Genomic DNA, 23,544 nt, shown 5'->3' with positions numbered 1-23,544 from the left:
CTTGTTGCGAGGTGCGCGTCATGCAATTGCATGACATACTTCAACTGCGCACCTCTGTAATCCTGCCGGAGGCTATATCAGATGGGGGATTGGCTCCCACCACTGATACTAGCTTGTTTCTCACCACCTATAGAGGTGGGAGTCATCTCCCAGCTGATGTAACTTCCTTTTTCTCTGTCGCTTGTCTATTTTTTATCACTCATTTATTTTTTCTGAACATTCAAAAAACTGCCGATATTTCGCTGTAATGCTTCAAAATCAATCGGTTTTGCATAGTGACCATTCATGCCACATGCAATTGATTTACGCTCATCCTCCACAAACGCATCTGCAGACAGACCAAAGATCAATACGGTCTGCGCATCCGGACGATTCAGCTGACGGATTGTTTCTGTTGCTTCCCTTCCGTCCATGACCGGCATCTGTATATCCATTAATATGAAATCATAGTAATTTTCTGGTTTTTCTTCAAACATCTGTACCGCAAGTTGACCATTTTCTGCCACATCCACCTGCGCGCCGAAACCGCCAAGGATTTCCTCTGCAACCATGGCATTGATCTCATTATCCTCTGCCAGCAGAATCCGTCTTCCATAGAATACAGATTCTCCGGATACTTCTTCCTCCTGACGCTCCTCGATTTTTGCAGCTTCCTGAATACTTGCTTCATCTGCGATCGGTAAGTGCAGAAACACAGAAAAATCGGTTCCTTTTCCCGATGCCGTATGAATGACGATCTCACCACCCATCAGTTTTACGATCTGGTCAGTGATCGCCATACCCAGACCGGTTCCACCGTACTTCTTCACCGTGTCAGAATGTTCCTGATCAAACGGGCGGAAAATACGCTGTACATAACTTGGATCCATACCAATACCGGTATCACGCACGCTGATCATCAGATCCAGTGTCTGTTCCTGGATCATCATCTGACGGAAGGTGACGATGATCTCACCTTCGGAGGTGAATTTTACGGCATTGGAAAGGAAGTTGATGATCACCTGATCCAGACGCAGTTCATCACCAACCACATAATCCACTGTAATATCTTCAAAATTAACCGCATAACGGATATTTCTTGCTTCCAGGTTCTTGGCAAACATATCGTACAGGCGCTCACGCATACGATTCAAACTGAACGGTTTGTGCTCCAGCTCTACCTTGCCTGCCTCAATACGTGACATATCCAGAATGTCATTGATCAGTGCCAGCAAATGTCCTGCCAGTTCTTCGGTCTTGTCCAGATACTGCATAGGCGGAGCCTGTGGTTCCATTTTCTCTTTTGCCAGCCGGAGCATACCCATGATACCATTCATCGGGGTACGGATCTCATGGGACATCCGGTACAGGAAACTTGTCTTGGACTGACTTGCTTCTTCTGCTGCATCCAGACGATCTTCGTATTGCAGAATCTTCTCATGTAACTGTGTGATTTCATACACAGACATCAGATCATAGACACCATCCTCTGTCCGTCGAAATCCAAGCAGCAGCCATTTTCCGGTATTCCATTTGACCGATTCTTCCAACGGTTCTTTGCCATCCCACTGTTCATACTTTTTCCAGAGCCTTTTCTCATCCTCCGGATCTGCCATATTAAGTCCGATATTTCGAATATCCTCCTGCAGCATCCGCAGATTCAGACCAAGCATGTCATAAAAACTGTCTGTAGCATAAACCGGCAGGAGATCCTCCCGGCGAACCATAATGCACGCCTCATTTCTCCAGTCATTGCAGGCTTCTAAAAAGTCTCGCTCCACACCTTCGATCTGCGCTCCGCCTGACCGGTCATTTCTGTATTTTTTTCGTTTGTAAGCAGTTCCAAGCAAAATAAATGCCACTGCCACTTCAATACATGCGATCACAACCAGCCAGAAATGTTCGCCGATCACGGTCAGTACACCTGCGATTCCAGTTACCACAACTCATGTCCCCCTGACAATTCAAAACAATAATAATAACGCATCATTAATTTCCACCACCGGTTACTGCTTTCATAACACAATGTAACCATTTTATGATAAAAGCTTGCCAGCGCATGTTTTTCATACGCAGACAGTTCTTTTTCTCCAAATTTGACTTTCTCAATATTTCTTTCCGATAATCATGCACCTAGCAGGATTTTACCCCCCCCGATAGACTTCGTCAGGTATATCTGACTGTATATCCTTCAGACACTCAATCAGTATCGGATTAAAATTACCACACTCTCCATTCAGGATCATCTCTATTGTCTTTTCATGGGAATAACCTTCCTTGTATACACGTTTGCTCACAAGCGCATCGTACACATCTGCCAGGGAAACCACCTGAGCAGCAATCGGAATCTCCTCTCCCTTCAGACCATCCGGATATCCTTTGCCGTCATAGCGTTCATGATGCCAGCGACAGATCGAATATGCCATTTTCACCAACGGTTCCTCCTGATACCATTCCAGATCTTCCAGAATGGACGCACCAATCAGCGTATGTGTCTTCATGATCTCAAATTCTTCCGCAGTCAGTTTGCCTCTTTTATTCAAAATTTTATCGTCGATACCGATTTTTCCAATATCATGCAGCGACGATGCCATCACAATGATATCCTGCTCTAACCAGGAAATATGATACTTATCGGTCACTTGCCGCAAACGCTCCAACAACATTTTTACCAGCACATTGATATGCTGTACATGTAGACCACTCTCTCCATTACGAAACTCTACGATATGGCTCAAAATTGCCACCATGATCTTGCGGCTCTGCTCCTTCGCCTTGATCTGTTCTGTCAGGATCGTGGTCAGACGGCGCTGTTTTGCATATAATTTAATGGTATTGTATACACGTCGGATAACTACATTGGCATCAAACGGTCGATTGATAAAGTCAGAAACGCCCATGTCATAGGCTTTTCTGATATATGCTGCAGAATTTTCACTGGAGATCATAATAACCGGTGTATCTTCGATCCATTTTTGGTGGTTCATCTGCTCTAACACCGCAAAGCCGTCCATTCCCGGCATGACAATATCCAGCAGCAACAGAGAAATATCTCTGCCATACTGTTTCATCATATCGATACACAGCTCCCCGCTTTCTGCTTCCAGAATTTCAAAATCGTCATGCAACATTTCATAGAGAATCGCACGGTTCATTTCCGAATCGTCCACAATCAGAATTTTCTGCTTTGTACCGTCACTGTAATGCTTCTTCCAGTCCGTGGGATGACGATCTCTATCCCACTCAGTCACAATGGAATTTTTCTGTTTCTTTGCAATGTACATCACCTTATCTGCCCGGGACATTGCTTTTTCCACGGTCTGTTTTCTTGCAATCACAGCACCGATACTGACGGACAGAAAGACACCTCTGCTGTCCGGAATCTGTATCATATGAATCTGATACTGAATTTCTTCCAATTTTTTCTCAAAATCTTCTTCTGAGACATTTGGCATGACCAGTAAAAATTCATCTCCGCCGTAACGAATCAGCGCATCCGTCTTACGAATCAGACCCATAATAGTGTAAGAAACCAGATGAAGTAAACGATCACCCAGATCATGTCCGTATGTGTCGTTGCTCACTTTAAAATCATCCAGATCCAACATGGCAATGCCGGCATTGACAATCTTATTTCGCACACAATCTTCAAAATACCGTCGATTGTAAGCACCCGAAAGCGCATCAATATACAGCTTGTCAAACAGAGAATCCTTGACATTTCCGGACAGGTCGATTCCTTCCCGTTCAATGATCAATTCTTCCTCCACCTGATGCGCCATCTCCATTACATATGGTTTGCCGTCAATTTCCACATACCGGGCAACGATCTCATACAGATCACTTCCGATATATTCCAGTTTGGTTTTCTGATTCTTTTCCACAAGCACCTTTGCTGCGATACATCCGTGTTCACTGCGCGCCTGTTCGGAACAGGATTTGCATTGACACATCTGCGTCAGTTTTTCTTCCTCTGACTCAATTGCCTCGTTGCTGCCAACTTCCTCTGCACTCAGCAGACGTACTTCTTCAAATATTTTTCTGAACAGGTCAATTTCTGCCTGTGCCTGCTCCCAAGTCATACTCATACCCTTTATCATAGCACTCCTTTAATCATTCCTGATTTTATTGATAAGATATAGCATTTTATCCAAATTCAAGAATGCTCCGGCATTCTTGTTGCGAGGTGCGCGTCATGCAATTGCATGACATACTTCAACTGCGCACCTCTGTAATCCTGCCGGAGGCTATATCAGATGGGGGATTGGCTCCCACCACTGATACTAACTTGTTTCTCACCACCTATAGAGGTGGAGTCATCTCCCATCTGATATACCATTGATCTCATCTTTTGCAGTATGTTTCCTTACGCGTCAAGTGCCTTGATCGCATCTACCGTAATCTGATACTGTTTTTCCACTTCTGCCAGTGCTTCCTCATAACCGACCAGTTCTCTTCCTCGTAAAATCTCTGTCAGTTTTGAACTCTCCTCAAACAGTTTTGTAAATCCAAGATTAGAGCAGACACCTTTCAATGTATGCGCTCCACGGAAAGCCAGTTCTGCATCTTTTGCCTCAATTCCGTCCAGAATCATCTGATAACTGGAATCATCCAGAAACTTTACGGCAAAACGCTTAATAAAACTCTCACTTCCAAGACGCTGCATTACCTCATCAAAATCTGCACCCATTTTGTCATAACACTCTTTGATACTCATTTTGTCCTCCTGTATCGAACCTTATAAATCCATATAAATCTTTATAAAATGCAAAAAGCCACGCATAGGGACGCGTGGTTTCACGATATGTTGTAATCAAATAATTCTCTTTTCAGTATTTTATCCTGCTGCCCTAATCTACCGTTCTGTCATTCCTTTTGCTGCCGTGTTATTTGACCTTATACTGCAACCTGCATTTTACCATATAGAACTATTATAGAGGATTGCACATGGAATCACAAGTAAAACGTAACAACTTTTTGGTTTTTTATGCAAATTTTTCCATGTTTAATTATTGTCCTTTGTATACATAAAATGCCTATTTTCTGCTTTTATTTTTTATCAATAGAATTTTCAGTATCATTTCCTATCAAGCAAAAAACTGCCGGGCGAAACATCTTCGTCCGGCAGTCCTATTGTAATAATTCAGGGAATATGACTAAAACAATATTTTTTCTAATTTATGTTCTGCTGATTAGCGAACGTCTTTGTCGATCGGCTCTACTTTTAATGCACACATAGCGATCAGACCAACTACTGCCATAATTGCCATGATGATGTAAGCAAGCTGACATGTCTTGTCAATGCTGTTGCAGGCAGATACTACAGTGATACCAACACCTGTCATAACAGAGTTCAGCGGCTGGATAACTGAAAATGCATTTTTGAAATCATAACGTCCCCAGATAGCTGCTGTACAGGATACCATTAAGTTGGAAGATCCACCTAACATTACAGCAAGGATCGGAAGGGAGATATAATGTAATACAGTTACATGTGTTAAGCAGCAAAGAACTGCTACAAGTGCCATAGCGTTGATCAGGATACCGGTTTTCTTTGTACCAATCTTAACGTCTAACCAACCTACTACAATAGATCCCGGGATAGCAAGCACACCTGCGATACCAAGCATCTGAAGTACGTTCGGAAGCTCATATCCCATAACCATAAATTTTGTTACGAAGTTTGACATGATACCCATGGACATGAATCCTGTGATACCAACTGCGATCCAGAGAACCCACATACGTCCTGTTTTCAGACATTTACCAGCTGTCCATTTGGATGTTTTCAGATACTCAAGAGCCGCCTGATGCTCAGCTTTTGCTTTCTCACCATCGAATGCAGGGTTGTTATCCGGGTATCCACCTTTTTCTTCCGGGAAATCACGAACGAAAAGGATTACTACGATACCAACGATAATTGCAATAACTGCGATTGCTACATAGTACATGGAATATCCAGCACTTTCAGCAAACTTACCTGCTACTGCAGATGTTGTAGCTGCAGATAACGGATAACCAGCTGTACACAGACCCATGGCTACACCACGTTTTGTCGGGAACCAGTGTCCGATGATCTCACCTGCAAGCAGCATAGCAGATGCAAGGGAGAATGTGTAGATTACTACATAACATACAACAACACCTACTGTGTTGTGCATCTGACCGATTGCTACTGTAAATACAGCAGTGATGATCATACTTAATCCCCAGTAAAGACGGATTGAATGCTTATTGATCAGACGACCAAGAATAATACTTCCAACGATACCAAACGGTACTGCAATAGTTGACATTGCATAAATAGCACCCTGATTGAGTTTCAAAACATTAACGAAAATGTCACGTGTTACGTTCAGGGAATCTGATGTCAGTGCGGAATACACATAACATGAGAAGAACGCCAGAATAACTACGATGTAGCCTTTTACACCGAGGTTCCAGCTACTGGTCTTTTTGTTGTTCATTTCAACTTCCTCCTATAATACCATTAAACCATATGTTACCTTCAAAACCTTACTCCCTACAGACATTTGTCCGTCACGTCCATGGGGTAGTTTCGAATGCGATACCCGTATTTTAGCTTAAGAATTTCTTAAAGTCAATCTATTTTCACCAAACCAGAGCAGTCCGTCCTTCTCTTTTATATGCAATTTGCACAAAGAGTTTTCACTTATCCGTTTTGTGCATTAGTGTTATGCGTTATACAAATTTAACTCTGCATTTTTTTCCGGCATTTTCCAGATTTCAACATTTTTTTCTAAAATCGCCGTTTTTGTTAATCCATTTTTGTTATTAAAAAATTGCCGTTCTCTTCATTATAATGTTTTTATTTCCGTACTATTTTTGAGATTTTTGTCTCAAATCCCTTAAAATCGTGTATCTTATAAGATTTTTATAAAATTTTTGTTAATTTTTTCTCAAGCATTTCCATAAAAATTGCGATCGCCGGATTGTAATTATTCTTACACCATGCCATAGTGATGTTATGATTTTTCGCCTCCGGCACATCAATATCGCGGATCACTACATGAGGATTCTGCTTTTCGATACTGCGGTTTGTAGTAATCGCAACACCATTTCCAGTCTGAACCCACAGCATGACGTCCTCCATCTTCTCCACCGGAAAGATATTCGGGTGCAGTCCACATCGCACGCATAGATTGGTGATATACCGATAGCCTTCCTCACTTGCTTTCGGTCCTAACTGGATAAAGCGCTCCTCCTTCAGATCCGCCAGCGAAATCGTCTCCTGCGCCGCCAGCGGATGGTTTCGGTTCAGCATGATGCAGGAATCAAACTTCTGAATATTTACGGTCATAAGATCCGGTTTATCATACAGGGAAAAACCATAGGTCAAAATGAGATCCAGATCCCGGGCATACAACCGCTCCGGCAGTTCCTTCAGAGAAAATCGCTCCAAACTCATTTCGATATTTTCATATGCCTCCCGAAATTCCCGGATCACATCGTCAAACAAACCGGAAATATCATAGATATCCAGAAATCCGATATGCAGATTTCCCTCATATCCGGAATTGGCATGTCTAGCTTCCTCCACCGCCTCCTCATAGTCTGTCAGCAAATGTAGCAGGCGGTTATACAGCACACTTCCACCCGGTGTCAATTTCAACCGCTTTTTATCCCGCACAAAAAGTTTCGTTCCAAGTTCCTGTTCCATGGCACTGATCTGGCGGCTCAATGCCGGCTGCGTGATAAACAGACATTTTGCTGCTTCTGTAAAACTCAGGCACTCTGCCACTGTGACAAAATATTTGATCTGATTAAATGTCATATCCGTTTCCTGTCCTTCCCGTTATTTTTTATCTATTTACAAACCTATCTATTCTCAAATATAGGTCATTGTCCATGCAAATAGTATCATTTCCATAACCTATTTGCAACAAATCCATTACCAAAAGACATATTTCTATAATACTTTTGCATGTATTGAGAAAGATACATCACTAGTCAGACCAGTTGCTTCCTGTTACACTGAATTTAACCAAGAAATCCATTTATAAAATAGCAACTTACTTTTTGGATTTCAGCTACAAATTCAGGTTACTTATTGAGGTTATTAAAAATTTAGGAGGTTTTACAATGAAGATTTTAGGTATCGTGGCTGGACGCCACAACGGAAACAGCGAAATTTTAGTAAAAGAAGCGCTGCTTGCCTGTCAGGAGGCTGGTGCTGAGTGCAAACTGATCAATTTATTTGATTACAACATCGAGCATTGTACCGGATGTGAAGCATGTACCATGCAGATGGGTGATGTAGCAATGGGAAAACTTGATAAATACAATGGCTGTATCTTAAAAAGCAAAGATGATATGGACAAGATCGTTCAGGAAATGTACACCTGCAACGGAATCATTGTTGGTGTTCCGACCTATGATCTGACACCAAGTTCTCTGTATCTGAAATTTGCACAGAGATTTCTGGCATACGAGCTTTCTTTCCTGCTTGAGATCGGTGCAGTCAAAGAAGATCCGCATATGGTAGGCGGACTGATCGCTGTCGGTGGTTCCTGCCATGACTGGCAGACACTTGCTCTGGAAGGCATGGGCGCGACCATGTTCACACAGTCTGTACAGGTTGTTGACCAGATGCTGTCCACAAGAAATGGTCGTCCGGGTAACGTATTACTGCGCGACGAGCAGATTGAGCGTGCTCACAAGATGGGCGAAAACATTATTAAAGCAATCAACACTCCGGTAGAAGAGCGCGGATGGCTTGGTGATCCGGATCAGGGAATGTGCCCGAGATGTCATTCCGCACTGATCTACAAAGGCGACAAACATTGGGATGGTATTGAGTTCCCATTCGAGTGTGCAGTTTGTGGTGCAGGTGGAGATCTGGTAAAAGACGAGAATGGCGAGTACAAATTTGTACTTGCTGAGAATGGTCTGATCCGTGATCGAAATGTAAACTCTGCCCGTGCAGAGCACTTAAATGAGATCATTAAGACGAGAATTGATTTCTTTGAGCATATGGATGTGGTTCAGCAGAAATATGGAAAATATAAAGAACTGAAATTCCCGGCTATTTAGGGTGGCACAACGCAAGGGTAAGCAGTGTGGTTTTAAAACACAACGTAAAAGAAAGGGACTCTGGCTATTTTTCTCGGCCAGCGATTGTTAGCGGACGAGACAAAATTGCAGAGTCCCTTTTCATAACCTACATTTTAAACCACACAATTACCCGAAATATGATTTTAGCGTCCACCACGCTTGTTCCACTTGCGGTTATTTTTTATAGTCTTAAACCGGCGGTCGCGTCCTTCTTTTCTACGATGGATACGACGGATATTATTATACAGTAACCAGATGATGAGCACGACAATAATTGCTCCCACAACACCTCCGCCGATCAACAGCAGTTTCTTTTTGCTGATCTGTGTATTGGATTTTGTCGCAGAAGTATTGTTATTCTGCGCATCGTTCCCGGTTTCTGCACTTTTTTCTGACAGCTCTGTCTGGTTATCGTTTTTACTTACCGTACCAGATTTTTCCCCAAACGGATAAGCAGTGATCTTCGCTCCAGTCGTGACCACATTGGCAGTTCCAACCTGTCTTCCACCATAAGAGTAAACCAGCGTTCCAAGAATGCTGTCACTTGTCTGATCATAATTAACCTCTGTCTGTGTATCTGCAAAATTTGCATTCGCCGGAAGTATGATCTGTGCCGTACTGTCTACTTTTGCAAAGGCATTCCATTCTGTAAACAAAGAATTTCCTGTACTTTGCGTATTTTCGTAACGGTTTTCATTCTGTGATACGTTAAAAAGTTTAAAGTTGTCAAAACAATAATCAAATAATGTTCTGGTATCGCTGTACTGACCGCCTGCGCTGCATCCCATAACCACGCAGATCAGTGTCATGCCATCTTTTTCTGCAAAAGTTACCAGTGTATTTCCGGCATCAGAAGTCCATCCGGTTTTACCACCTACACAGTATTCATACAGATTTTGACGACCTTTGTATGCACTGATCATCTGATGATGATTGTTCAGCGGAGTTGGATCCGCATGTTTGTTTGTCGGCGGGATTTCATAACGCACGGTTCCCACGATTTTACGGAACATACTGTTTTTGATTGCTTCTCTGGAAATCAGTGCCATATCGCGGGCGCTGACCACATGATTCGGATCCGGCAGACCGTTACAGTTGTTAAAATGCGTATTGGTGCAGCCAAGTTCTGCTGCTTTTGCATTCATCATATCGATAAATTTCTGATAGTCACCACCACCCACATGCTCTGCCACAGCGTAGGAACATTCATTTGCCGATTCCAGCATGATCGCGTACAGACACTGTTCCAGCGTCATTTCCTCATCCAGATCTCTGGCAATATGGGAAGTGCCACCTTCATTTTCGTATACCGCTGTTGCCGAAAAATGTACAACCTCATCCAGACTGCAATTTTCCAGTGCCAGTAAAGTCGTCATGATTTTCGTAATACTTGCCGGATAACGCGGTGTATCCGCATCTTTTTCAAATAAAACGGTGCCAGTGGACGCATCCATTACTACTGCACTTGATGCCTGCACTTCCGGTCCCGTCGGCCACTGTGCTGCCTGCGCCTGCGTGTTCTGTTCGCTGACATCTTCCCCCTCTGCAAAAGCCGGCGTTGTGCCAAATATGCCAACCGCCATTGCCACACACAGGAAAATGCCTGTCATTCTCTTTAATATTTTTTTCATTTTTTCCTCCAAATATGCCAAACTTCATCGCAGCTTACGCTGACCGGAATTACACACCAGGTCTCATTTCAAGAATGCCTTGAACGTCGTTTGCATACCTTCGTACCTTTACTCTATTTTTCCCATAAATGTGTTGATTATATTCTTCCCCAAAAAACTCTGCACATCTTTATAGAGTATTTATCTCAATCAGCAACGGAATTCTTATTGAAAACGGTCTGTCCCTTCATCATTTATAGATATGAGAGGATTCTCTATTAAGTTCAAGTCGAACGCACGTGAGACTTGGTGCGTGATTCTGGTCAGCGCAAGCTGACATCTTCTTTTTAGAATCACTGCACATCTTCGCTGAGCATTTATCTCAGTCGGAGATTGAACTCCCACTGAGAAATACTTGTTACTACTCACCACTTGCAGAAGTGGGAGTCTCAACTCAGACTGAGATAAATAAAAATTCACACAACAATTATCATAACAAAATTCACATATTCCGTCCAGTAGAAACACCTCTCAAGTGTTAAGAAACAGGCATTACAGCGAAAAATTCAGGATATCTTAATAAAATTCACCCGTATTTCTCTGCAAAACAGCGGTATTTCTCTTGTCGCTCCATGAAACTTATAGTAAAATACCAAGCAGACACAAAATTTTCTATAAAAAATTACTAAGTACAAACCTAAGACGTTTTCTATAAGAAAACTACCAAATATCGTAAGTACATAAATACAATAGTGGACACCGTTTGTGTCTGATTTTTTACTATAATTATCACAATTCCATTGTTTTTATAATGGAAATTTTACAAAACAAAAGTATTTTTAACGATGAAAGGAATTATTTTTATGAGATTAAGAAATGTACCGGGCTCCCGGGAAACCATCGCTGATCATCCGCTGTGTTTTCTGGAAGAAGACCCACAGGCCGGAAACTGGCATACAATATTTGGAAATGACAACCCGATCCGCATTGAAGTAGGCATGGGAAAAGGACAGTTTATCACCACTCTGGCTCAGCAGAATCCGAATATTAACTACATCGGTATTGAGAAATACTCCAGCGTGCTTGTCCGCGCTCTGGAAAAAACAGATGCTATGGAGACACAGCCGGAAAATCTGCGTTTTATCCGTATGGATGCAGAAAACATCTGTAATATGTTTGCAAAACATGAAGTGGATGGTATTTACCTGAATTTCTCCGATCCATGGCCAAAGGACCGCCACGCAAAACGCCGTCTGACTTCCCAGACCTTCCTCGGCAGATATGATAAAATTTTGAAACCGGAAGGACATGTGGAATTCAAGACCGACAACAAAGATCTGTTCCAGTTCTCCCTAGAGCAGGTAGAGCCTGCAGGATGGCATTTAGATGCATTTACCTGGGATCTGCATCATGACGAAACACTGAACCAGGGAAATGTTATGACTGAATATGAACAGAAATTTTCCTCCATGGGAAATCCGATCTGTAAGATGATTATCTCAAGATAACATCCATAGCGTATTTATCAACGTCGATCAAAATGAGCTACCTGGAATATTAGGCAGCTCATTTTTTAATCTCTGTAAATAAGCAACTCCTGTTCCTCCACAGTCAGTTCCGAACGCCATTCTTCTGCGGCAAGAAGTTTCAACTTTTCACTTTTTGTAAAGCGTTTGATCCTTGCCTCACGACTCATCGCTTCTGATTTTGTGTCATACACTTCCAGATACACCAGCTGCAATGGTCCGCGTCCCCGTGTATATTTGGCACCCTTTCCGCTGCGATGCTGTTCCAGGCGTGCTGCAATATCATTCGTCCATCCAGTGTAGAGACTTCCATCCCCGCACTTTAAGATATATGTATAATTTCTCGTTGTTTCTCTCATGTTCTCTCCAATATTACCCTTATTTTCTTAAATTATTTCTTATTCAGCATATTTCATCTATATCGTACAATAACAGACTCATCCTGTTTCATCTCAGTCTGAGTTGAGACTCCCACTTCTGCAAGTGGTGAGTAGTAACAAGTATTTCTCAGTGGAAGTTCAATCTCCGACTGAGATAAATGCTACGCGAGGATGTGCAGTGATTCTGAAAAGAAGATGTCAGCTTGCGCTGACCAGAATCACGCACCAAGTCTCACGTGCGTTCGACTTGAATCATCCGAGCACCATTTTCATCGGATTCGTATATTCCAATTGCAGTTTCTCTGCTCAGGGCGCACAGTCCATATTTTTCGCATATCTTACTGCACACCCCAAACATCCTTATAAAAAGCAATCGAACCTGCTGTATTTTATTCACGTACCTTCCTTTTTACCGACCAACGTATAGCGTTTTATCCAGATATCAGGTGAGACGTCTGACACCGGATACCAGGATTTTTCTTCTCCGGTAAAACTGTATTTATTTTTTCGATTGCGAATATTAACCGGTACACTGTTATTATACACAGATTCGCTGCAATGCGTGAACAAAACTTTTATCGAATATAGTCCATCGGATTTACCGGTTTTCCTTCTTTTGTCATGGAAAAATACAAGTTTGCGCCTTCTACGGAATAGTATTTGGTCGGCTCTGCCAGATAACCGATAGTATCGCCCTGTTTCACGTAATCTCCCGCGGATACTTCGACTTCTTTTAACTGACCATAGATTGCCTGATAGCTGTCACCAAGCCCGATGGTCACAGTCTGTCCTGTTTCTGCAGTCGTATCCACACCGATCACCTGCCCGTCTGCTGCCGCTGTCACGCGGTCATTGACTGCTCCCGCAATGATCAGTGCCGGATTATACTTATACTGATCCAATGTGGCAAAATAAACCGAACTGTCCATGCTGTAGTTCAAGATCACATCGCCTTCCAGGGGCCAGCTGATGGTGTCCGATGCAGAAAAATGCATCACCGGTTCTTCACTGGTCTGCACCTGACTGTTTAACGCCGTCGTATCGGTGCTTCCCTGTACCGGATCTGTCTGTGAGATCCCTGTTGTATCAGTCTGTGCGCTGAGATTGTCGGAAACCTGTGATTCCGGTGTCTGTGCCGCCATGGTTTCCTGGGTCTCATCCCCGGTAGAGGTGGTATCTGTCTCAGGCTCCACCCAGTCGTTTTCTGCCAGTGCCACCGCTTCATTTTGTGCGTTTTCCGCATTTTTCTTTTCTCTCTGATAAGCCCCCGCCATGGCAATGACTGCCACCAGCATGATCACTCCTGCGGTCAGATATGATTTCTGTGTATGGATGATTCGTCGCCGTTTTTCCTTTTTTTCAACATGCTCTGTCTTTTTCTGCTTTTCCATTTTTCTCCTCCAGATTCCAGTTCTTACTTATGGTTTTACTGTTATTCTTTCCGAAAAAAATGGATTTATTCAATGCAGTAAAAACGGACTGCAAAAAATACGGAAAATGAACTATGATACCTGCTATAAGAAAAAGAGTTTATTCCTTTATCGCAATTATAGTAAATTAATGAATCATATTATATGCCGATTTCTATATACCCTCAACTAACTTTTACCATGATTTGATGCTGACACCAGTATAATAGTAAGTCAAAATTTCGCGGCAGTTTTTCCCCTGTTTTGCCCGCTCATTTGCCCCATACTGGCTAAGTCCCAATCCATGTCCGATGCCTTTTGTGACAATACGGATTTTCCCGTCCAGTTCAGACAGATAGAAGCAGGCAGAATTCAAATGCAACGCCTGACGCACCGCTTCCCCGTTTGCTACCGTTATTCCATAGGTTACCTCCGTCACATATCCGGCACTGTCGCGTTTGGATAATTCCAATGCGCCGGGCATTTGAGCCGCATCCAACACCTCATCTTGAAAAATCAATGCCAATGCATTTACAAAATCCTGTTTTTCCATGTAACTGACATTCAAAAATCCGTCCGCAAGCATATCATCTTCGCTGTCGACACTCTGTAGCCAGATATAATCCTCCTGACCGGGAACTTCGGATGCGTTTCTGGTTTTACAATTTGCGGCATAATGATAAGCTGCCTGAATCGTCTGATCTTCACAGGTCAGGATTTCGCCGGATGTTTCCTCCACTGCCTGTCTGAGTTTTTCCATGTTGGATTCGTAAGAAGTTCCCCAAATTTTCTTCAATTCCTGTTCTGTGTAACTTTCTAACTCAGAATCAGATACAGTCCATTCTATATTTGTGTCCTGAATCTTTTTACTTTTGTCTGAGTCATTTTCACTTGTTGTACTTTTTCCTGTCTCTTTTTTTGCTGACAGATTTTCTTCCGATACATTTTCACCTGTCTGAGTTTTGCCTGCTGCATCTTCATCTGTTTGTGCTTCTGCCAATGCTTTCTGATAGCTTTTCCACAGGTTGGTTCGGGCAATAATCGTCTGTGCCTTCAGGCATTCCGATTCACTATCTATCGAAATTTCCCGTGCCACCACAAAGGGCAATTGTTCTTCGATCTGCTCCTGTACAGGATGTGTCTGTTTTCCTCCAAAACCGCCTCTCACCCAAACGGTCAGCAAATACGGAACAAAAATAATTAATATAAAAATTGAGCCATAAAGTTTGAATTTTTCTTTCATTCTAAACTTTATGACTCAGATTATTTTTTATTCCACAGATAATTTATTTTCAAGTCGAACGCACGTGAGACTTGGTGCGTGATTCTGGTCAGCGCAAGCTGACATCTTCTTTTCAGAATCACTGCACATCCTCGCGGAGCATTTATCTCAGTCGGAGATTGAACTCCCACTGAGAAATACTTGTTACTACTCACCACTTGCAGAAGTGGGAGTCTCAACTCAGACTGAGATGAACTTTAATATTCCTATCATCTGCAGAATTTCAATTCTTATCCGATAATTACTACATCTCAGAAAAAGCATTCGATAAAGCTGCAAATTCTGCAAGTGTCAATGCTTCACCACGGATTGTCAACGGTTTATCAATCGCTGTGATCGCCGCCTCAATCTGCTCCTTGGTGAAATTAATCTCACCGGAATTTTTCAGTCCATTTACCAGTGTTTTTCTGCGCTGATTGAAGGATGCGCGGATAATACGAAACATCAGTTTTTCGTCTTTGACATCAACGACTGGTGTCTCATGTCTGGTCAGACGAATGACTGCGGAACCAACATTCGGACGCGGCATGAAGCAGTTCGGTGGCACGTTTGCCACGATTTCCGGATTTGCATAATACTGTACTGCCAGAGACAGAGCACCGTATTCCTTGGAACCCGGTCCTGTTTTCATACGGTCTGCAACTTCCTTCTGCACCATGATCGTAATGCTCTCGATTGGCACATGGCTCTCGAACAGACCCATGATGATCGGTGTCGTAATATAATATGGCAGATTGGCTACCACCTTGATCGGACAGCCGCCGTTTTTCTCCTCTACCAGTTTGTTGATATCTACTTTTAAAATATCTTCATTGATGACAGTTACGTTATCAAATGCTTTCAGTGTGTCACCTTCCAGAATCGGGATCAGCACTTTGTCGATCTCCACCGCAACAACCTCACGGGCTGCGCAGGCAAGATACTGTGTCATGGTTCCGATACCCGGTCCAATCTCCAGAACAAAATCGTCTGGTGTGATACCGGCCTCGTCGATAATGCGCTCCAGCACATGAGTATCGATCAGGAAGTTCTGACCAAATTTTTTCTGAAATGCAAATTTATAACGGTTTAATACCGCAATGGTCTCCTGCGGATTTCCAAGATACGGTTTTGGTCTGTTTTCACTCATATTCCTATGTTCTCCTATATTATATGAAAAACAATGATTTTCCATATTCAAGTTTTATACTCTGCAAATATTGTCTATTTCTAACCAACTCAAATGCAAATGAGAATTAATGCACAACTCACTTTCTTATTTGGATAAAAACAGCTTTCTTGCATTTTCTTCGGTAACAGCAATCACTTCTTCTTTGGAAATTCCTTTCAGATCTGCGATTTCCTGTGCCACATAATCGATATACGCGGAATTGTTGCGTTTTCCGCGAAACGGTGTCGGTGCCATGTACGGACAGTCTGTTTCCAGCAAAATGCGCTCCAGAGGAATCTGTCGTGCAGTTTCTTTCGCCTTTTTCGCATTTTTAAAAGTCACCACCCCGCCAAGTCCGATATGATATCCAAGCTTTACATATTCCTGCGCCATTTCCGGAGAATAGGAATAGCAGTGAATCACGCCGCGCTGATTTTTACCACGGGCAGCAATCAGATCAAAGGTATCTTTTGCCGCATCGCGGCTGTGTACCGCGATCGGCAGATCCAGCTCTTTTGCCAGATCCATCTGACGCACAAACCAGTGCTGCTGCACTTCGTGGGGCTGTACATCCCAGTGATAATCCAAACCTATTTCGCCAATGGCTACCACTTTTTCTTCGGTGCGGGCTGTTTCCCGCAGACGGGCAAAAGTCTGATCATTTAAGTCTCCTACCTCATCCGGGTGAACGCCAACCGCCGCATAGACAAATGGATACTGATGCGCCAGCTCCACACTGCGCCAACAGCCGTCTAAAGATGCGCCGACATTTATGATCGTGCCGACATTCTGCTCCGCCATGCCGAGAAGCAGCACCTCTCTGTCTGTATCAAACTGTTCATCATCATAATGTGCATGTGTGTCAAAAATCATTAGCAGATCTCCGCTCCGGATGGCATTGTTTTCTCCGGTGTCATCAGGGACAGATTACCCTCTGCGTCCTCTGCGCATAACAGCATACCTTCAGAAAGAACGCCTGCCAGTTTTGCCGGTTTCAGGTTTACAAGTACCATGACTTTTTTGCCGACCATCTCTTCCGGTGTGTAATGTTTCTGGATTCCGGAAACGATCTGTTTTACCTGACTTCCGATTTTTACCTGAGAGCAAAGCAGTTTTTTGGATTTTTTCACTTTTTCGCAGGCAATGATCTCGCCAACCTGGAACTGCATTTTTCCAAAGTCTTCAAAAGTGATCTCTTCCTTCGGCTCAATGTCGATGACTTCCTCGTCTGCTTTTGCTTCCTCAGCCGGTGCTTCTTCTTTTACCTGCGGATGAAGTTCTTCTACTTTTTTCATAACCTCTGCAAGGTCAAGACGCGCGAACAGGATTTCCGGTTTATCTGTTACTTTCAGACCATTCTCACGCAGACCGAAAGTTGTCAGATCGTCAAAATCACGCTCTGTGCCGTTGATCTGAGCAAGGATTTTTGCAGATGTCTCAGGCAGGAAGCTCTTTAACAGTTCTGCACCGATGTTGATACTCTCAACCAGGTTATAAAGTACTTCTGCAAGACGATCCTGTTTTGTCTCATCTTTTGCAAGTGCCCAAGGCATGGTCTCGTCGATATATTTATTACATCTTTTGAATAAGGTAAATACTTCTGAAATTGCATCTGCCACACGCAGCTGATCCATTTTTGCAGCTACTTTGTCGCGGGTTCCTGTTACAACTGCTTTGAGGTCAGCATCTACGTCTTCCTCAACGCCTGTTTTGTTTACCACGCCGCCAAAATATTTGTTGCTCATGGAGATGGTACGGTTTACAAGGTTTCCAAGGGTATTCGCAAGGTCGGAGTTTACACGCTCAACCATCAGCTCCCAGGAAATGGTTCCATCATTTTCAAACGGCATCTCATGAAGTACGAAGTAACGAACCGCATCTACGCCGAAGAAATCTACCAGCTCATCTGCATACAGTACGTTTCCTTTGGATTTACTCATTTTTCCATCACCCTGAAGTAACCACGGATGTCCAAATACCTGTTTCGGCAATGGAAGATCCAGTGCCATCAGGAAGATCGGCCAGTAAATGGTATGGAAACGGATGATATCTTTACCGATCAGATGAAGGTCTGCCGGCCAGTTTTTCTTGAACAGGTCAGAAGAATTACCATCTGCATCGTAACCGATTTTTGTGATATAGTTTGTCAGCGCATCAAGCCATACATAAACAATGTGCTTCGGATCAAAATCTACCGGAATACCCCAGCTGAAGGATGTTCTGGATACACACAGATCCTGCAGTCCCGGAAGCAGGAAGTTGTTCATCATCTCATTTTTTCTGGAAACCGGCTGAATGAACTCCGGATGAGTGTTGATGTAGTCGATGAGGCGGTCAGCGTATTTGCTCATTTTGAAGAAATATGCTTCCTCCTGAGCCGGCTGAACCTCACGGCCGCAGTCCGGGCATTTGCCGTCTACCAGCTGAGACTCTGTGAAGAAAGACTCACACGGTGTGCAGTACATTCCTTCGTAATATCCTTTGTAAATATCTCCCTGATCGTACAGTTTTTTGAAGATTTTCTGTACCTGTTTCTCATGATCCTCATCAGTTGTACGGATGAAGTTGTCATAAGAAGCATTCATCAGATCCCAGATACGTTTTACTTCTCCGGCAGTTTTGTCAACATACTCCTTCGGTGTAATACCGGCTGCCTCTGCCTTTAACTCGATTTTCTGACCATGCTCGTCTGTTCCGGTCTGGAAGTATACGTCATAACCTTCCTGACGTTTGTAACGGGCGATACTGTCTGCCAGTACAATCTCATAAGTATTTCCAATATGCGGTTTACCTGATGTGTAGGCAATCGCTGTTGTCATATAATATTTTCCTTTGCAGGTTTTACACATAATCAAATCACTCCTTTTTTGGTATTTATCGGATGAACTGTCTGCATAATAATCTACTTAAATAAAGACTCAACAGTTCTTTTTTCCTAGTAGTTAAGCGTATCACAGGCACCTTGAAAAGTCAATGAAGCAGGCAGTCATAATGCCGGATTTTTGCGCCGACCGGAACGGAGTGTAGAGCGCAGTGATTCTGAAAAGAAGATGTCAGCTTGCACTGACCAGAATCACGCACCAAGTCTCACGTGCGTTCGACTTGAATTTACATCTTCTATTTTCATATTGATTCCTGTAAATAAGTAGCGTTATAATATAAGTTATCGCTGTTAACCAATTCACAGATAAAAAATATATCTTTATTCAAGTCGAACACATGTGAGGCTTGGTGAGTAACTATAGGAGGAATTGATATGGGAATTGCTCTACATAAAAGAAAATCATCCGGTTCTACCCTGATGACAGAAGGTACGATCTGGAAACACATTTTACTTTTTTCCATTCCGCTGATTCTTGGAAATATGCTTCAGCAGTTATATAACACCGTGGATTCCATCGTCGTTGGAAATTCACTCGGAAGTGAAGCGCTGGCGGCCGTTGGTTCCAGTTCTTCTCTGATCAGTCTGCTGATTTCCTTCAGTATGGGGGCCGCAGCCGGTGCCGGTGTCATTGTCTCACAGTTTATCGGAGCACAAAATAAGAAGGGCATTCATGAATCTGTACATACTGCTCTGGCAATCGCACTGATCCTTGGTGTCGTGCTGACCGTGCTTGGTATCACACTCTCTCCGCAGATCCTGCGCTGGATGGGAACACCGGATGAGGTTATGCCACAGTCCGTTATTTATTTAAGACTGTATTTTGCAGGACTGCTGTTCAGCGTTCTTTATAATATGGCAAGCGGTATTTTAAACGCAGTTGGTAATTCCAAGCGTTCCCTGTTGTACCTTGCCATTGCTTCTTTTACAAATATCGTACTGGATCTTTTATTTATCCCGGTGTTAAAAATGGGAATCGCCGGTGCTGCCATTGCGACCGATATTAGTCAGGTGCTTTCCGCGGTGCTGTGTATGTTGTATTTGATGCGGGTAGATGAAAGCTACAAAGTAGCATTAAGAAAAATCCGGATTCACAAAGAAGTGGCTGTTCGTATCATTCAGGTTGGTGTACCAACGGCAATCCAAAATACTGTTATTTCTTTTGCAAATGTACTGGTTCAGTCCAGTGTCAACAGCTATGGTGCACTGGCTATGGCAGGATTTGCAGCTTATATCAAGATCGACGGATTTAATATTCTGCCGGTTATGAGTTTCAGTATGGCGGCTACCACATTTGCCGGTCAGAATTATGGTGCCGGAAATATGGATCGTGTACGAAAAGGCATGAACGTAACTGTTGCCATGGGAGTGATTTACTGCCTTTGCATTGGCGGCATTTTGTTACTGTTCTCACATCCGATCATTGGTGTATTTTCCAAGGATCCGACGGTAATTGAATATGGTGTCCGTGCTATGTGGTACTTCTGCCCGTTTTACTTTATGCTGGCTATCATGCATGGCCTGGCAGGAGCGATCCGTGGAATCGGAAAATCTGTGCCGCCGATGGTTATTATCCTGATTTCACTGTGTGTGTATCGTGTCGTATGGATTCAGTTGGCTGTGCCGCATATTCCAACCATTGATGGCGTGTATATGGTATATCCGATTTCCTGGCTCATTGGTGCGATACTGATGATCATTTATACGAAAAAGGCGTTTCCGAAGCAGGTTTCTGCGGAAATTTAAGTTGTTAAAAGGGTCTGGTTTTATTTTGTCTCCGCAGCTAACAATCGCTCGCTGAGAAAAAATAAAACCAGGCCCTTAATTTACGTACACAACAACGGTTATGCAGCCACTAATCTGTTTCGCTATAAAATCCGTCTATTACCTACATCTAATGTGTAACCGCATGTAAATGCGTCACGCAGCGTAGTGTGGATGAAAATTTCAACATATCAATGCGTAAATGGAAAAAAGTCTATTTTTTCTCAGCGAGCGATTGTTAGCCGATGAGACAAAATAGACTTTTTCCCTTCACAATATCAAATTTTCATCCACACGGAGCAAGATTTATTCTTCGGTTTTATCCTCATCTTCAAATGCTTCCTCAGCTACCGGTGCATCTTCTGCATCTGTCTCAGCTTCAGTTTCTGTTGTCTCCTCAGCTGCCTCTTCCTCAGAATCAACTACTTCACCTTCATATACTTCCGGCTCCGGTTTTTCGCATTTTGCACCACAATTCGAGCAGAAGTTTGCACTATCAGCAACAGCTCCACCACACTCCGGACATCTTCTGATTCCACGGATATCATCTTTTGCTGATTTTAATTCACCGATTTCTTCAAAAGCGGCTCTAATCTCAGCAATCTGCTCGTATTCCGGATTCTCATCATCTTTGTGAGCCTGATAATAAGCCTGTCCAAGATCCTGATAAAGTTTGCGGATCGCTCCTTCACGTTCCTGAATATCTAATGTGATTCTCGCTGTATCTTTAATCTCCTTCGCTTTGCTTAAACCTGTTTTTCCTGCTGCGGAAATTGTGTTTCCTAATTTGTCAAAAAAATCCATTTTCAAAACCCCTTTCTGTGTATGGTTTTCAAGTTTTTCTTTATTATACCGTAATTCTGCCATTGCACAAGGAATTTTCTATAAACTTTTTATTAACTGTGATAACTAGTACATTCTGATAGATTCAAAAAAAGAGACCCATGTATGCCATAGAATTAAAAATTAATCCCTATTGACATACATGAGTCTCATTCATTAAGATTTGCCAGATTATCCTAAAAACGATAAACAGGTTGTTGACAAATCACACAATTCTTACTGTGCAAACTACTCCCTCACGAAGTTCCTTAAAAGAATCTCTTAATGAGGACGATTTGTCAATGTTTTTCTTATAAAATATCAATATACTCCCCTGCAAGTGCCTTATTCATACTGCGCACTGCACAGAATTTACCACACATACTACATGTGTCACTGTGATCTTCTTCCGGGCTTCTGCTGTCGCGGATTGCTTTTGCAGTCTCCGGATCCAGTGCACATGCATACTGGGCATCCCAGTCAAGTTTCTGACGGGCCTCTGCCATCTTGTCATCGATATCACGGGCTCCCGGAACACCTTTTGCAATATCTGCTGCATGAGCTGCAATTTTAGATGCGATAATTCCCTGTTTTACATCTTCTACGTTTGGAAGTGCCAGATGCTCTGCCGGTGTGACATAACACAGGAAAGCTGCTCCGTTCATTGCTGCCACAGCACCACCGATGGCACTTGTGATATGGTCATATCCAGGTGCGATATCAGTTACGATCGGTCCTAATACATAGAACGGGGCGCCCATGCAGATACTCTGCTGTACTTTCATATTTGCAGCTACCTGATCAAGCGGCACGTGACCCGGACCTTCTACCATAACCTGTACGTTGTGATCCCATGCTCTCTTGGTCAGCTCTCCAAGTCTTACCAGCTCTTCAATCTGACATACATCTGTGGCATCTGCCAGACAACCCGGTCTGCAGGCATCACCTAATGAAATGGTCACATCATATTCTTCACAGATATCGAGAATCTCGTCGTAGTACTCGTAGAAAGGATTTTCCTCTCCGGTCATGCTCATCCATGCAAATACCAGACTTCCGCCACGGCTTACGATATTCATTTTACGTTTGTGTTTCTTAATCTGTTCAATGGTCTTTCTTGTGATTCCACAGTGGAGTGTGACAAAATCCACTCCGTCTTCGGCATGCATCCGAATTACATCAATGAAATCTCTGGCTGTTAATGTTGCCAGATCTCTCTGATAGTGGATGACGCTGTCATAAACCGGAACCGTACCGATCATCGCCGGACATTCGCTCGTCAGCTTTCTGCGGAATGGCTGTGTATTTCCGTGGCTGGACAGATCCATGATCGCCTCAGCGCCCAGATTTACCGCGCTCATTACTTTCTGCATCTCGATATCATAATCTTTACAGTCTCTGGATACCCCCAGATTTACGTTGATCTTGGTACGCAGCATGCTGCCGACTCCCTCCGGATTCAAGCAGGTATGATTCCTGTTTGCGCAGATGGCTACTTTACCCTCTGCTACCAGCTTCATCAGCGCCTCGGACGTCATATGTTCTTTCTTCGCAACCGCCTCGATTTCCGGTGTTACGATTCCTTTTCTTGCTGCGTCCATCTGTGTTGTGTAATTTCTCATTTTTTCTCCTTCTTTCATGAATGACTGTTTATGCCCACAACATT

At 43.1% G+C, this 23,544-nt stretch carries 17 protein-coding genes; 3 read left to right on the top strand and 14 right to left on the bottom strand.

Annotation, left to right across the window (positions count from 1 at the left end):
- Window positions 1-203 precede the first annotated feature (203 nt).
- The 5 genes from DXB15_RS01165 to DXB15_RS01145 all read right to left on the bottom strand — a co-directional run bounded on the left by DXB15_RS01165 (window position 204) and on the right by DXB15_RS01145 (window position 7,774).
- Window positions 204-1,922 carry an ATP-binding protein gene (locus tag DXB15_RS01165; RefSeq protein WP_118701781.1) on the bottom strand — a complete coding sequence of 573 codons (1,719 nt, stop codon included), beginning with the start codon at window positions 1,920-1,922 and terminating at the stop codon, window positions 204-206.
- Between the two features lie 201 nt (window positions 1,923-2,123).
- Complete coding sequence (locus DXB15_RS01160) at window positions 2,124-4,067, bottom strand: diguanylate cyclase (RefSeq protein WP_243115573.1); 1,944 nt, start codon at window positions 4,065-4,067, stop codon at window positions 2,124-2,126.
- A 278-nt stretch (window positions 4,068-4,345) separates the two neighbouring features.
- Window positions 4,346-4,696 (bottom strand): Hpt domain-containing protein, encoded by a 351-nt coding sequence (locus DXB15_RS01155; RefSeq protein ID WP_109215080.1) that lies wholly within the window; start codon window positions 4,694-4,696, stop codon window positions 4,346-4,348.
- A gap of 475 nt (window positions 4,697-5,171) precedes the next feature.
- Window positions 5,172-6,446: an MFS transporter gene (locus tag DXB15_RS01150; protein WP_109215079.1), complete on the bottom strand. Its 1,275-nt coding sequence runs from the start codon at window positions 6,444-6,446 to the stop codon at window positions 5,172-5,174.
- 428 nt (window positions 6,447-6,874) lie between these two features.
- A complete protein-coding gene (locus DXB15_RS01145; protein WP_109215078.1) occupies window positions 6,875-7,774 on the bottom strand; it encodes a LysR family transcriptional regulator in 900 nt (299 codons plus the stop codon).
- A gap of 308 nt (window positions 7,775-8,082) precedes the next feature.
- On the opposite strand from DXB15_RS01145, the gene DXB15_RS01140 reads away from it, so the two are divergent.
- Window positions 8,083-9,033, top strand: a complete 951-nt coding sequence (locus DXB15_RS01140) for a flavodoxin family protein (RefSeq protein ID WP_109215077.1) — start codon at window positions 8,083-8,085, stop codon at window positions 9,031-9,033.
- A 164-nt stretch (window positions 9,034-9,197) separates the two neighbouring features.
- Here DXB15_RS01140 and DXB15_RS01135 read toward each other — a convergent pair whose 3' ends face one another.
- Window positions 9,198-10,685 carry a D-alanyl-D-alanine carboxypeptidase family protein gene (locus DXB15_RS01135; protein ID WP_118701779.1) on the bottom strand — a complete coding sequence of 496 codons (1,488 nt, stop codon included), beginning with the start codon at window positions 10,683-10,685 and terminating at the stop codon, window positions 9,198-9,200.
- An 842-nt stretch (window positions 10,686-11,527) separates the two neighbouring features.
- On the opposite strand from DXB15_RS01135, the gene trmB reads away from it, so the two are divergent.
- Window positions 11,528-12,172: a tRNA (guanosine(46)-N7)-methyltransferase TrmB gene (trmB, locus tag DXB15_RS01130; RefSeq protein WP_109217006.1), complete on the top strand. Its 645-nt coding sequence runs from the start codon at window positions 11,528-11,530 to the stop codon at window positions 12,170-12,172.
- A gap of 65 nt (window positions 12,173-12,237) precedes the next feature.
- On the opposite strand, the gene DXB15_RS01125 is transcribed toward trmB, so the two are convergent.
- The 6 genes from DXB15_RS01125 to metG form a co-directional block, all read right to left on the bottom strand.
- Window positions 12,238-12,549, bottom strand: coding sequence for a GIY-YIG nuclease family protein (locus DXB15_RS01125; RefSeq protein ID WP_109217005.1), 312 nt, complete (start codon window positions 12,547-12,549; stop codon window positions 12,238-12,240).
- Window positions 12,550-13,145: 596 nt separating this feature from the next.
- Window positions 13,146-13,961: a M23 family metallopeptidase gene (locus DXB15_RS01120; protein ID WP_242979839.1), complete on the bottom strand. Its 816-nt coding sequence runs from the start codon at window positions 13,959-13,961 to the stop codon at window positions 13,146-13,148.
- A gap of 214 nt (window positions 13,962-14,175) precedes the next feature.
- On the bottom strand, window positions 14,176-15,222 hold the full coding sequence (locus DXB15_RS01115) for a SpoIID/LytB domain-containing protein (RefSeq protein ID WP_109215730.1): 1,047 nt from the start codon (window positions 15,220-15,222) through the stop codon (window positions 14,176-14,178).
- Between the two features lie 283 nt (window positions 15,223-15,505).
- On the bottom strand, window positions 15,506-16,390 hold the full coding sequence (gene rsmA / locus DXB15_RS01110) for a 16S rRNA (adenine(1518)-N(6)/adenine(1519)-N(6))-dimethyltransferase RsmA (protein ID WP_118701778.1): 885 nt from the start codon (window positions 16,388-16,390) through the stop codon (window positions 15,506-15,508).
- Between the two features lie 126 nt (window positions 16,391-16,516).
- The gene (locus DXB15_RS01105; RefSeq protein WP_118701777.1) at window positions 16,517-17,284 is read right to left on the bottom strand and encodes a TatD family hydrolase; all 768 of its coding nucleotides are present in this window, start codon (window positions 17,282-17,284) and stop codon (window positions 16,517-16,519) included.
- Window positions 17,284-19,260 (bottom strand): methionine--tRNA ligase, encoded by a 1,977-nt coding sequence (gene metG, locus DXB15_RS01100; RefSeq protein ID WP_118701776.1) that lies wholly within the window; start codon window positions 19,258-19,260, stop codon window positions 17,284-17,286. Before metG ends, DXB15_RS01105 begins: the two co-directional genes overlap by 1 nt.
- 407 nt (window positions 19,261-19,667) lie before the next feature.
- On the opposite strand from metG, the gene DXB15_RS01095 reads away from it, so the two are divergent.
- On the top strand, window positions 19,668-21,038 hold the full coding sequence (locus DXB15_RS01095) for an MATE family efflux transporter (protein ID WP_118701775.1): 1,371 nt from the start codon (window positions 19,668-19,670) through the stop codon (window positions 21,036-21,038).
- Between the two features lie 324 nt (window positions 21,039-21,362).
- Here DXB15_RS01095 and DXB15_RS01090 read toward each other — a convergent pair whose 3' ends face one another.
- Both DXB15_RS01090 and thiC read right to left on the bottom strand, forming a co-directional pair.
- A complete protein-coding gene (locus tag DXB15_RS01090; protein ID WP_146190205.1) occupies window positions 21,363-21,860 on the bottom strand; it encodes a zinc ribbon domain-containing protein in 498 nt (165 codons plus the stop codon).
- A gap of 329 nt (window positions 21,861-22,189) precedes the next feature.
- A complete protein-coding gene (thiC, locus tag DXB15_RS01085; protein ID WP_118701774.1) occupies window positions 22,190-23,500 on the bottom strand; it encodes a phosphomethylpyrimidine synthase ThiC in 1,311 nt (436 codons plus the stop codon).
- Between the last annotated feature and the right edge of the window lie 44 nt (window positions 23,501-23,544).

Origin of the sequence: Roseburia sp. OM02-15, assembly GCF_003481835.1 — a bacterium.
In the GTDB taxonomy this organism is placed as follows: Bacteria; Bacillota; Clostridia; order Lachnospirales; family Lachnospiraceae; genus Eubacterium_I; species Eubacterium_I ramulus_A.
This window is presented reverse-complemented; position numbering and strand designations above follow the sequence as displayed.